Source organism: Clostridium autoethanogenum DSM 10061, from assembly GCF_001484725.1.
Taxonomy (GTDB): Bacteria; Bacillota; Clostridia; order Clostridiales; family Clostridiaceae; genus Clostridium_B; species Clostridium_B ljungdahlii.
On record NZ_CP012395.1, the window covers coordinates 4134279 to 4146925 of the forward strand.

Genomic DNA, 12647 nt, shown 5'->3' on the forward strand with positions numbered 1-12647 from the left:
TTGTAACATTTCATAAGCTGGTCATTCTAATGTTAATGATGTAAATAAGATAATAGTATGGTTAAATTTGAATAGTTAGTGATGTATAATTAGTATAGTTTAATATAAATGATAATTTAATAATATAACTAAGTAATGGAGGAGAAACAAGCCCAGATTGATATGGAGGAGAATCTCCTTTTTATTTTGTTTTAATTAAGAAATCTGAGAATAAATCCTTTAAAAATTTATATATGGATATCAATTATACAGAATATAAAAAGCAAATAATTATAGTATTTATATAAGCATTAGGAGATTAAATAAAATTTAATGTAAAGAATATTGACATGGAAGAAATAATATTATATTATAATATTACTTCCAAGGAAGAAATATTGAGGGGGGAAATTAATATGGATATTGTTGATGAGATCATATTTTTACTAAAAAAATTGCAAGAGAATAATGAGGTAACTATTCCTAATATTAAAAATAAACTTACTTTTTCACAAATTCATTGCATTGCGGCTATAGAATATATCGAAGATGCAAATATAACTAAGTTAGCACAAGAACTAGGAATGACAACAGGTGCTATAACTAAAATGTGCAGAAAGCTATTAAACGAAGGCTATGTTTCGAAATATCAAAAAGAAGGAAATAATAAAGAAATATATTATGATTTAACTGAATTGGGGTTAGATGTATCCAGGGTTCATAAAAAAGTTCATGAAAAATCATATAATAAGAAAAAAGACATTATAGCTCAATATAATAATGAGGAGAAAGTTGCTATATTAAGGTTTTTAAATGACATGAATTCAATAATAAAAGATACATTTTCAGAAGTTATAGAAAATTATACTAGAAGTGATGATTAAATCTAATAGAATATGGGGAGGATTTTATGAGTAATATTAATATAGTTAGTTATATTTGGAGTATATTTTGGATTTATTGGATATTAGCAGCGATAAAAACTAGATCCAATGTAAAAAAAGAATCAAGTGGTCAAATGAAAATAGAAAGATCAGTACATGTAATATTAGTAATAATTGCTTATGTCATTACCTTTTTTCAATTTAAAAATACATTCTTATGGAATAGAATAATACCTAATTATGGATATGCTCAATATATAGGAATTACAATTTTAGTCTTGTCTCTTTTATTTGCAATATGGGCGAGAATAGTATTAGGAAGAAATTGGAGTGGAGCGATTCAAAAAGTAGAGGGGCAAAGATTAGTTTGTAGTGGACCGTATAAATATATAAGAAATCCTATTTATACAGCAATGGTATGTGGATTTTTTGGAACTTTTATTACATTTGGAAGTTTAACTTCTTTTATAGGATTTTGTATCATTCTAATTACTTATATTATAAAAATAAATAGAGAACAAAGATTTTTAATAATAGAATTTGGTGACGAATATGAGAAATATATAAAAAGATCATGGGCGTTAATTCCTTATATATTCTAAATTTATAGTATTTATGAGGTTGTTACACTATAAAATTTTCATAATTAAAAAATAAGTTGAAATACATTTTAAATCATTATATGATGGATTCAGACATCGATGTAATCTATTAAAAAGGAAGGTAAATTTATGAATGTTAATGTTGAAATGATACCATCATATAAAATTGCTTATATACGAAGAACGGGTCCTTATGGTTCAGAAAACATTCAAATAATGGAACAATTAAAAAGTTGGGCTAGAGAAAAAAATTTATTTAATGAAAGTTCAATCATATTAGGAATAGCCCAAGATAACCCTCAATTCACAGAACCTAAAGATTGCCGTTATGATACATGTTTAGTTGTTTCGGATGAATTTAAAGTAGATAATAAGTATATTAAATTTGGAAAAACTATTGGTGGTAAATATTGCGTATTTAAAATAAATCATACAGTAGATGCTGTGAAAAAAGCATGGACGGAGATATTTTCAGAGTTATCAAAAAGAAATTATAAATTTGATTACAGAAGACCTATTCTTGAACGTTATGCTATGCAGATGATAAATAAGCATTATTGCGAAATTTGCACACCAATATTATAGAAAATGTTAAAACAGATTCTAATTTAGCTGCATGACCCTTAATGCAGCTTTAAATTTGCAGTATAATATATAGAAAATATAAATCCTATAAAAATAAAATGGAGTGTAGAGAAAAATGGGAAAGTACAAGCAAATTACAAAGAGAGGATTAATTTCATCAATAGTAGGCTACTCAATATTTACACTAGTATATTGGATTGCATTTTACGAGTTATATACTTTATGTAAATTTGGACGATTTAAAAATAATATAACTGTATTATTGGGATGTATGGTATTCTTTTTGGCTTGGTTTATAATTCTAATAATTAGAATTACGAAAAAACCAGCAGTTGCGGCTGACCAGAATGTAGATAGATATAAGTTCTATTCGCGTTGCAAAACTATATGGACTTGTACAATTATAATAGTTATAGTTCTTATAACATGTTTTTATGGAGTGAAAATATACCATAGTGCAATAAATTACAATGGAAAACTGTCATGGTTCTTAAGAGATTTAAAAAATAAAAGAACTGTAAAGCTTGAACATAATAATATATATGAAAGCGGTATAGAAGGGATATTTGCAGATGTTAACAAAAAAGTTCATATGCCACAAAAATTATATGTTGTAAATAACTTTAGTCTAAAATTTGATTCTAATGGACAAATTACATCTTTTGATACATTTCTTTATGGAAAAAATGCTAAAGGTGAGTTAGAAAGCTATTTAATTAGTTACAACAGCAAAAATTCAGGGAATATAACTATATATTTAAATGGTTATGTAAATGCAAATTATAATGATGACAAACTATTAGAACCATTAATTAAGACAATGAAAGTAATTCCACTTAAGAAAACAGTGAGAAACTGGCCTGAAAAGCAGTATGGTATTCTTTATTCTGGTAAACGAAGTTTTGGATATAATACAGATGGTATTGTTTATATTGATTCAAAAGGTAATACAAATTCAGCTGTTAATGCCTATTCTGAAATAGTAGGATATATTGTTTCTGTATTTGTACCGGGCAAAGAAAGTAAATATACTCCTGTTAGATACAATTTAACAGATTATTTAAATAATATTAAAACATCAGGACCTTCAAAGGACAATAAAGAGAGTTATAATCAATCAAATAATGCTGAAGATCAATTTTATTTATCAAAGCAAGTTGGGTATCGTTTAGAAGTAACGGCAGCTGCGGCGGGTAGTAGATCTTATTCATTAACTGGTACTACCGATGGTGGGCAAACATGGAAGACGATAAATGAAGATCCGTTTTCCGGGTCCCTTGGATCAGCAGTAGGAATAACATTTTTGAATAATAAGCTTGGATTTTTATGTTTATCTTATAGTGGTGGAAGCAAGGGTCAATTATACCGCACAGAAGATGGAGGAAAATCTTATAAAAAGGTAAATTTCCCAGAAACGAAAGTAGCATTAGATGGTGGCAAAACGTATAATCCTTTTGATTTACCTGGAATGCCTTATGAGAAAGGTGGAAATCTCAATGTTTTGGTTGGACAAGGATCTGATGGGGATTATAATGGAGGCTGTAAAGCTTTGTACCAATCAAAAGATAATGGAGTAACATGGCAGTATTTAGAAGAGAAAATGAATTAGGATTTTTGGAAAATGTGTCAAAACGAATTAATAATTTTATTTTTCATTTGAACGTATAAAATTTGATAACTGCATTTTACTATTAACATTTAATTTTTTATAAATATTTTGTATATGATTATCAACGGTCTTAGGGGATATAAAAAGTTTTTCAGCAATTTGTTTATATGTTACTCCTTCCATGATAAGTTCTATAATCTCACCTTGCTTTTCTGTAATGTCATATTTTTGCTTAAAGTAATCTGTAAGTTTATTATTAGCAATAAATGCTGGAGCGTTAAAATATTTTAAAACCAGTTTAAGATTAAAAATATTAATTGCAAGGAAATAAGAAGGAAGTGCTGCTATTTTTAAAATATCCATATTTTTAATGAAATGAATGTAAGAACTATATGATTCGAATATTATTAAAGGCAGAAATACTATAGTTAATAAAATAAAAGATTTTATTGCTTGTCTTAAATCTTTATTCACAACCTGTTTATAAGTTGTTAGTCCAATAAATAATTCGTATACAATTACAGCAATAATAGAAGCTCGTACTACAAACTTAAAAATATAGTAGGCGCTAAATAAGTAGTATATTGTTATTCCTACAAATTGAAATACAAAAATAGAAATGAATAATGTTTTTTTAAAATTTGTTATTTCTATGCCAAAAAGATAATTTATTAAGAACAATCCTGATAAAGAACTAAATGATGTGCCAACAATATCTAAAAACTTAGATAAGCATGGAATAAATGAACTTACTTGAATTACATATTTTGAGTATAGTCCTAATGTTATTGAATTTTGAACAGCAAAAAAAGAAAAATTCAAGACTATGAAAAATTTTAGAGACTTTTTTTTATTACTATTGTAGATAAAATAGGAAATTGAAATAGATGATACACCTGTGAATAATGAAATAATACAAAATAGTAAATGAATATCTTTCATAAAAAAGATGTCCTTTCGTTACATTTTACTTTGAGAAAAGATTTAATGGAGTAAATCTTTTCTCAAATGCAATATATAGTATAGAACAGATGATTTTAGAATTCAAGGGATTTAGACATAATGATTATTAGTCAAGAGTGTAAAAACTGTGTAAATTTAGGAATAGGGAGTATTCCCTATCCTTATTTTTTATGCAATAAAGGGTTTTTTGCCTATTGTTACTTGCTTATTTTTGATGTTTTAATGATTTATGAAAGCACGTGCTATTCTAAATAAGCTTTTGTATGATTAAAAAAATTATAAGTGAGGTATACATATGAAATTAAGAAAGAAAATCAGTTTTTTATCCTTTTTTTTGTTACCAATTACGTTAAATTATTTTTCACCAGTTCTTATAGTACAAGGAAGTTTTGAAAAAACATTTACAAGTATGCACATTATATTTGGATTAATGATTTTACTTGCAGTTTTCTTTGGAGGAGCATGGTGTAGTTATATATGCCCTTTTGGTGCGTTACAAGATTTGTTGCCTAATACTAGTTCCAAAGGTAAGTTGCCTAATTTGAAATTATTAACAGGAGGCGTTTTCCTAGTTTTAATAGTAGCACCCATAGTAATGGGTGGTTTTCAAAAAATAATATTGCCTTACCATATGCAAAACACTAAAATGTCTATAAGCAGCGTACATGACTTGATTCGATACTATATAATAACCATATCTATTATTTTGATAACAATAGCAGCAGGCAAAAGGACATGGTGCCGATACATCTGTCCAATGTATATATTTAATTATGTTGGAATTAAGATAGGAAGATTTTTTAAGTTACCTACCTTGAAAATAGTAAGTGAAAGTGATAAATGTACTCAATGCAGAAAATGTACTGAGCACTGTTTGATGGGTCTTGATGTAGCTAATATGGTTAAAAATAATAAATGGAATACTAATGAGTGTATCAAATGTGGGGAATGTTTAAATCAATGTAAATGTGATGCGTTGAAAATAAAGTGGACAAAGTAGGTAAGCAACAAAGTGATATTTGAAAATTGTTATGGTGTTATATTAAACAGTTTAATTTTATTTTTAGGCTATGTTTTAATATGATGTTGAAATATAGCCTAAAAAAATTATAGGTGGGATTGTCCACCTATAATTTTAAGTATAAGAAGAATATGGCTTTAATGCATTGATATATGAATGTGTTACATTGGTTTGTAATTTAAGTGGGAGTGTTATATTAGGTAATCACCAGATAAAGCTACTTAAATTAACAAAAGACAGAATATTGACTAGACTTTAGTGTTATGTTAATATTTAGACAGCATTATGTCTAAATGAAAGGAGATATCTATGAACAATCACAATGCATTATTCTTAATGCAACAAATTTATATAACAATTTTTTCGCTCACTAATAAACTTCAAGTAAAAGGTGATGGATATTATGAACATTTAACAAGTAGACAGGTTATGGCTTTAGTAGCAATTCTCCATTTGCCAGAAAATGAAACAACCATTAATAATATTGCTAGAATATTAGGAACAACCAAACAGAGTATGAAGCGAGTGCTATCTATTATAGAGAACAAAGGTTATATTATTTCTGTGCCTAGTCAGCTGGATAAGCGTGCAGTTAATCTTAAAATTACAAGATCCGGAAAACAGATTCTCAAAAACTGTGGTGAAAATTCAATAAGATTTCTTGCTGATATTTCCCAAAACCTTTCAATCGAAGAAATGGAAATGTTATGGGCTTTATTAAAGAAATTATATAGTTTTGATGGGGAAGAACAGAATGGTTTTGAAGAAGAAGTTGACTATAAAATTGGTGAATTTAGAAATGATTCCAAAATAAGAACATTAAATGAATTTGAAAGATTAAGAAACAAGACTGAATAGAGATTAATAATTTTCTTAAATAATAAAGGGAGATTTAAAATTATGAAAAATAAATCTAACAGATTAATTTATTTTGAAGAATATGTACATATAAATGGTATAGATCAATATTTGTTTCATGCTGGTACAAAATATGATAACCCAGTAATGTTGTTTTTACATGGTGGGCCAGGTTTTGCAGAATCAACACTTTCTTATATTTTTCAGGAAAAATGGGAGAGAATTTTTACAATAGTCCACTGGGATCAACGTGGTGCTGGAAAAACATTTACTAAAAATCCGGATAAATGCCCTACAATTGATTTAATGCTAAAGGATTTATTTGAAATTGTTCAATACTTAAAAATAAAATATAATAAACAAAAAATAATTTTATTTGGGCATTCCTGGGGAACTATTTTAGGAAGTATATTTATAAAAAAATATCCAGATGAAGTAGCTTATTATATTGCAGTTGGGCAAGTTATTAGTATGTTTCAAAATGAGCGTGTTGGCTATGAAAAAGTTAAAGAATTAGCTTTGCAGTCCAATGATAAAAAATCTCTAAAAGAGCTTGAAGCTTTAGGTGATTATCCAGGAAACAATTATGGTATTAATTTTAAGAAAGAATCTGAAAAACTACGTAAAGTTCAAGCCAAATATGGTTTAGCTGTTAACAGCAACTTTTCTGCAATTATGGGCCTAATTAGAAGTCCTATTTTTAGATTGTCAGATATTTCTGCATTGATGAAAATGGATAAAGTAAATAAAGAAATAGTGGAATTTTGGAGTAAATTTGATATAAGATCAGAATCATCAGAATATAAAGTGCCAATTTATTATATTTTAGGTAAAAATGATTGGCAAACCCCTTATATTATTGCTGAAGAATACTTTAAAAAAATTAATGCCCCATATAAAAAATTATATTTAATACCTGGTGCTGGACATATGACAATGGTAGATGAACCCAATTTATTTTTTGATGCTTTGGCAGATATTCGTATTGTAGAGAATGTTGTAAATTAAAAATTATTTATACAATTTCTGTGAGGGAATTACATTGTGAGGTATAAGTCTACTCAACTGTTATGGTGATTAATTTATAAAAGATGGTATGTAAGTGAAAAGTATATATGATATAAAATTGTTCGTGAATCTATATGATTGTTTTGGGTATAGATTTGGCTTTTACATAAATCTATACCCATTCCCAAAATAGAAAACTTATTTTACCTTTGCAATGTCTGCCATAGTTTGGGCACTTGCAGTAATTTCTTCTAATGTGGAGGTTATTTCTTCAGTGGTGGCTGCTTGTCCTTCTGAAATAGACTGAGCTTCATTTATTGTTTTAAAAGTTTGTTCTATGTTTTTACTTATTTTTGACAATACCCTAGAAACTTTTTGTGAAGATTCACTACTTAATTGTGCTAACTTCCTCATTTCACTTGCAACAACTGTAAAACCTTTGCCTTGGTCACCTGACCTGGCTGCTTCTATAGCTGCATTAAGTCCCAACAAGTTAGATTGCGAAGCTATATTTTGTATCATGTTAATAATTTCATTACTTTCTTTTATATTATTTTCTGTTTGTTTTGCAGTTTTTACTATATCTTCTATAACATTGTTTAATTTTTCTGATTCAGCACTAATTTCTTCAATACTTGCGCTGGTTTCTTCAAGGGAAGAAAATAAGCTGTCTGCTGATTCTTCAACTTTAAATTGTTGGTCTAAACTTTTTCCTATACCAACACCACCTACAACATTTCCTTCAGAATCTTTAATTGGATATGTAACTGCTTTAAATGGAACTCCATGTATTTCTTTAGAAATTATTGTACTGTATATCCTACCATCCTTCATTGTCTTATGTAATGGATCACCAATTGGTATATTGTCGCCTTTATTAATTCTTAAATCTAGTGTATCACTAGGTCTATAATATAAATACGTTGTTTTATCTACAACTGTTACCCCTATATCTTCTTGTAACACATCTTTAAGTACAGGCATGACTTGTAAAAATGCTTCTAAAATATCCTTTTTCATTGTAATACCCCCCTCTACATTGAACTATTTTTTATATTTGTTAAGTTACACTTTATTTTATCATACTTTTTATAAATTAACTTATCATAGAAAACTAAAAATACAGTTTTTTTGTCGATAACAGTTTGAAATTATTATATTGAAAAGGGTGGGTGTATTGGAGGTAAACTAAAAAATTTCATTTATATTTTTTGTTATTTACGTTTTAAATATTGTATGAATAGTTTAACTTGAGGCAGCATGCAATAAAAATTTTTACATAAAATATAGGTGCTGCGAGAAAATGGAACTCCATCTGAAAAATATAAATCTTTAATATAACCGTCAAAGTTTTCTAAGCAAATTTTTGGAAGAATACCCCATCCTAGCCCGTGTTTAGCCATTTCTAAACAAGTATCAATATTGTCAACCCAAAGTTTGGTATTGTTAATAGATATGTTATTTTCAAAAAGCCAAGTCTGAATTTTCCCTTGTGAAATGGGATCGGTAGTTCTGCCAATGTATGAATAAGAATTAAGAGAGAGATTTGCATTTTCCTTACTGCATACGAGGCACATCGGTTCAGTACCTAATAGTATGGTAACTTCATCCCACTTGTATTCTCCGCGTATGATAACTATAGAAAATTCATCGTTTTTAAGTCTATTATATAAATTTTTGCTATGATCAGTAGCTATATTGACATCAACATTTGGAAATGCTTCTGTATAACTTTTTAAAACTTTAGGAAGGCGATATCGTGCATAATTTAATGAAACTCCAACAGTTAAATTTCCACCTATAAAGTTATGGTTGGAGGATACATGTTCACGCATTTGCTTTAGAGTATTTACTACAGTTTTAATATAGGGGATGATGCTTTCGCCTAAAGGGGTAAACAATACTCCTTTTTTTGAACGAATAAGTAAATCGGTACCTAAATCTTTTTCTATTTTTTTAATTCTCTTTGTCAGGGCAGGTTGAGTAATAAATAATTTTTCAGAGGTCTTTGTAATATTTTTTAATTTATATAATGTCAAAATTAGTTTGTAATCTTTTTCATCCATAGTTATTAATCCTTTATCCATTACTTTTAGTTATGACTATTTATAAAATAGTATCATTATACATTGTACATTATAACATATATACTGAAATTAAAAGATTAAAGAAAAATTTTTAGATTAAAAGGAGATAAAATGATTAGTACAAATAAATTTAAATCAGATACTTTTACAATTACCAAACTATTTTTTACATGGTTACAAATTGGTTTTACATCATTTGGTGGTGGCGCAACTACCCAATATCTTATTCAAGAACAATTTATTTATAAGCATAAATGGATAACAGATGAGGAATATGCTAATATTATTGGAATGTGTCAAATAACACCTGGTATGAATATTATTGCATATACGATACTTATAGGAAAAAAGTTGGCTGGAGGGATAGGAATATTTATATCCCTGGTGGGACTTATTTTGCCTAGTGCAGCAGTTACAATTGTATTAACTACGATTTATACTTCCATTAGCAAGTCATCAAAAGTACATTCTGCACTTCATGCTGTATTTGCTGCTATTTTTGGTATAGCTTTAGCTACAAATTGGAGAAATGTACAACCTATTATTATAAAAAATTATAAAAGGGGATCTATGATTTTTGGGGTAACAATTGCAATAATGATAGGCAGTGGTGCTATTTATATATTTTTGAATCCATCTGTAATTTTATTATATGTTTTAGGTGGATTATGTGGTGCTGCTGCTTATTGGTATATTTCTAAAAAAGAGGTGAGGGTTAATAAATGAGCTGGGTTATATTTTTTTGGACTTTACTTAAATCGGTTTTATTTTCTTCAGGAGGTTACGGCCCCTTACCTAGTTTGCACTCTGATTTTATAAATTATGGATGGGCAGGACAGAAACAATTTACTGAATCTTTGGCAATTGGACAAATTACTCCTGGACCTAATGGACTTTGGGTTGTCAGTTTGTGCTATTTGGTTGCTGGATTACGTGGAGCACTATTAGCATGTATTGCATTACTTCTGCCGCCATTATTGATTCTAATCGTTCAGCGTTGCTATACTCGTATTGCAAAGTACCCAGCAACACAAGGACTACTTGATGGAGTAGTAATTGTTATAGCTAGCTTTAGTGTAATAGTTGTATTTAAAATATTTGTAAGTAATGGTATTGATGTAGAGACGATTGCCATTGCATCTATAAGTTCTATCTTGGCGATATCAAGGCGTGTATCTACAAATGTTATACTACTAGTTTCAGTTTTAGTAGGTGTAGTACCTTAATTGTATGGGGCAATGCGGTTTGAATAAGATAGAAAATAATGTTATCTTATTCAAATAGAGTTTGTGAACTATGAATACTTGTGACAAGGGAGTGTTGAATAAATGAATATTAATATTATACTATTTAATAATTTTGAGACTCTAGATATATTTGGACCAATAGAAATACTAGGACAAATAAAAGACTATCAGATACACTATTATTCAGAAGCTGGAGGTGTTATTACTAATGCACAAAATCTTAAAGTTGTAACTGATCCTATTAGTTCAGCAGATGAAAGTGGTATATTAGTTATTCCAGGAGGAATGGGTACAAGAGAATTAATTAATAATACACTTTTTTTAAATAAATTAAAGTCAATTGCAGAGAAATCTACATATTGTTTATCTATATGCACCGGTTCAGCAGTATTAGCAAGGTGTGGAGTTTTAAAGAATAAAAAAGCTACATCTAATAAACAAGCTTTAAAATGGGTAAAATCAGTAAGTGACCAAGTAAACTGGGTGAAAAAAGCGCGTTGGGTTGCTGACGGAAAGTATTATACATCATCAGGTATTTCAGCTGGAATTGATATGACATTGGGTTTCATTTCGGATAGATTTGGTAAAGATAAAGCTATAAAAATTGCTAATGATATTGAATATATATGGAATGATGATTGTACAAATGATATATTTGCAGGATAAATTTTCAGTTTGTAAAGTTGCAAAGCAAGTGTTAGTATGCTATTATTGTAAAACATTAATTGAGTTTTTATCCCGGTGAAGAAAAATTTAAGATTTAATGTAACCAATTTTAGGAGGAGTGAAAGTTGAAAAAGTTAGTAGTTTATGAATCTATACATCATGGTAACACTGAAAAAATAGGTAAAGTGGTAGCAGAGTGCTTAAATGCTGATTTGGTAAAAGCTGATGATGTAAATATAAATATTATAAATGACTATGATTTAATTGGTTTTGGTTCTGGAATATATTATGGGAAGTTTCATAAAAATATTGTTGAACTAATTGATAAGTTGCCAACTTTGTCTGGTAAAAAAGCATTTACTTTTTCTACGAGTGGACAAGGCAAGAATAAATACAATAACATTATTGAACAAAAATTGAAAGAAAAAGGTTTTGAGGTTGTTGGAAACTTTGCGTGTAAAGGCTACGATACCTTTGGACCATTTAAGATATTTGGAGGAATTGCAAAAGGCAGGCCAAATAATGAAGATTTTCAAAATGCAAAAGAATTTGCTCAGGACTTATTTGTTAAATAAAACTACATTATATTGATGATGTATATAAGAATGTAAAAAACTATTGACATTTACTTTTTCTAATTGTTAAAATGTAAATGTCAATAGTTTTTTACATTTTTGACTTTTGTATTAAATTTAAGTGAGGTGCAATTATTGTGAGAAAAATGGATGAAATGGAAATGAGTATTAGTTTGAAAGCGATAAAGTGTGCTTGGAGTTATACAATTATATTTTTAACGATTTGGGTTATATACAATTTTATTCATACTAAAGAAATTGGATTAGCTGGGTTCCTTTTGATAACACAAAATCTTGTTATGATATTAGTTGAATATTTTTTGAAATGGAAGCTTGGTAAAGATGAAAAATAATATAAAGGTTTTACGAAAACAGCTTGGACTTAGACAGGAAGATGTGGCAAATGCTTTAAATGTAACAAGACAAACTATAAATGCAATTGAAAATAGTAAATATAATCCTACGTTAGAGTTAGCAATGAGGTTAGCTAAATTATTAAATACTACAGTAGATGAATTATTTATACTTTGTGATTAAATTTTGAAAAGTGATAAATAATGGTG

Annotated in this window: 16 protein-coding genes; 13 read left to right on the forward strand and 3 right to left on the reverse strand. The window is 28.2% G+C overall.

What is annotated here, in order from left to right:
• The first annotated feature begins 329 nt into the window (after positions 1-329).
• The 4 genes from CLAU_RS18840 (at position 330) to CLAU_RS18855 (ending at position 3659) form a co-directional block, all read left to right on the forward strand.
• Entirely contained in the window at positions 330-863 is a 534-nt protein-coding gene (locus CLAU_RS18840; protein ID WP_242825703.1) for a MarR family transcriptional regulator, read from the forward strand.
• Positions 864-889: 26 nt separating this feature from the next.
• Positions 890-1465, forward strand: coding sequence for a methyltransferase family protein (locus tag CLAU_RS18845; protein ID WP_013238403.1), 576 nt, complete (start codon positions 890-892; stop codon positions 1463-1465).
• 129 nt (positions 1466-1594) lie between these two features.
• Positions 1595-2050, forward strand: a complete 456-nt coding sequence (locus CLAU_RS18850) for an AraC family transcriptional regulator (protein ID WP_013238404.1) — start codon at positions 1595-1597, stop codon at positions 2048-2050.
• 115 nt (positions 2051-2165) lie between these two features.
• Positions 2166-3659, forward strand: coding sequence for a WD40/YVTN/BNR-like repeat-containing protein (locus CLAU_RS18855; protein ID WP_013238405.1), 1494 nt, complete (start codon positions 2166-2168; stop codon positions 3657-3659).
• Between the two features lie 36 nt (positions 3660-3695).
• Here CLAU_RS18855 and CLAU_RS18860 read toward each other — a convergent pair whose 3' ends face one another.
• On the reverse strand, positions 3696-4601 hold the full coding sequence (locus tag CLAU_RS18860; RefSeq protein WP_013238406.1) for a helix-turn-helix domain-containing protein: 906 nt from the start codon (positions 4599-4601) through the stop codon (positions 3696-3698).
• Between the two features lie 316 nt (positions 4602-4917).
• On the opposite strand from CLAU_RS18860, the gene CLAU_RS18865 reads away from it, so the two are divergent.
• The 3 genes from CLAU_RS18865 to CLAU_RS18875 all read left to right on the forward strand — a co-directional run bounded on the left by CLAU_RS18865 (position 4918) and on the right by CLAU_RS18875 (position 7509).
• Positions 4918-5622: a 4Fe-4S binding protein gene (locus CLAU_RS18865; RefSeq protein ID WP_013238407.1), complete on the forward strand. Its 705-nt coding sequence runs from the start codon at positions 4918-4920 to the stop codon at positions 5620-5622.
• A 330-nt stretch (positions 5623-5952) separates the two neighbouring features.
• Complete coding sequence (locus tag CLAU_RS18870) at positions 5953-6501, forward strand: MarR family winged helix-turn-helix transcriptional regulator (protein WP_013238408.1); 549 nt, start codon at positions 5953-5955, stop codon at positions 6499-6501.
• A 42-nt stretch (positions 6502-6543) separates the two neighbouring features.
• Positions 6544-7509: an alpha/beta fold hydrolase gene (locus tag CLAU_RS18875; protein WP_013238409.1), complete on the forward strand. Its 966-nt coding sequence runs from the start codon at positions 6544-6546 to the stop codon at positions 7507-7509.
• A gap of 198 nt (positions 7510-7707) precedes the next feature.
• Here CLAU_RS18875 and CLAU_RS18880 read toward each other — a convergent pair whose 3' ends face one another.
• A complete protein-coding gene (locus CLAU_RS18880; RefSeq protein WP_013238410.1) occupies positions 7708-8529 on the reverse strand; it encodes a methyl-accepting chemotaxis protein in 822 nt (273 codons plus the stop codon).
• Positions 8530-8723: 194 nt separating this feature from the next.
• Complete coding sequence (locus tag CLAU_RS18885; RefSeq protein ID WP_013238411.1) at positions 8724-9575, reverse strand: LysR family transcriptional regulator; 852 nt, start codon at positions 9573-9575, stop codon at positions 8724-8726.
• Positions 9576-9707: 132 nt separating this feature from the next.
• Here CLAU_RS18885 and CLAU_RS18890 point away from each other — a divergent pair, with 132 nt between their 5' ends.
• The 6 genes from CLAU_RS18890 to CLAU_RS18915 all read left to right on the forward strand — a co-directional run bounded on the left by CLAU_RS18890 (position 9708) and on the right by CLAU_RS18915 (position 12621).
• Positions 9708-10322 carry a chromate transporter gene (locus CLAU_RS18890; RefSeq protein ID WP_013238412.1) on the forward strand — a complete coding sequence of 205 codons (615 nt, stop codon included), beginning with the start codon at positions 9708-9710 and terminating at the stop codon, positions 10320-10322.
• A complete protein-coding gene (locus CLAU_RS18895; protein ID WP_013238413.1) occupies positions 10319-10822 on the forward strand; it encodes a chromate transporter in 504 nt (167 codons plus the stop codon). The genes CLAU_RS18890 and CLAU_RS18895 overlap by 4 nt, the downstream gene beginning before the upstream one ends.
• Before the next feature lie 102 nt (positions 10823-10924).
• Positions 10925-11509, forward strand: a complete 585-nt coding sequence (locus CLAU_RS18900) for a DJ-1/PfpI family protein (RefSeq protein ID WP_013238414.1) — start codon at positions 10925-10927, stop codon at positions 11507-11509.
• A 125-nt stretch (positions 11510-11634) separates the two neighbouring features.
• Entirely contained in the window at positions 11635-12084 is a 450-nt protein-coding gene (locus tag CLAU_RS18905) for a flavodoxin family protein (RefSeq protein WP_013238415.1), read from the forward strand.
• Positions 12085-12230: 146 nt separating this feature from the next.
• A complete protein-coding gene (locus CLAU_RS18910; RefSeq protein ID WP_242825721.1) occupies positions 12231-12437 on the forward strand; it encodes a hypothetical protein in 207 nt (68 codons plus the stop codon).
• Entirely contained in the window at positions 12427-12621 is a 195-nt protein-coding gene (locus CLAU_RS18915) for a helix-turn-helix transcriptional regulator (protein ID WP_013238417.1), read from the forward strand. Before CLAU_RS18910 ends, CLAU_RS18915 begins: the two co-directional genes overlap by 11 nt.
• Positions 12622-12647 lie beyond the last annotated feature (26 nt).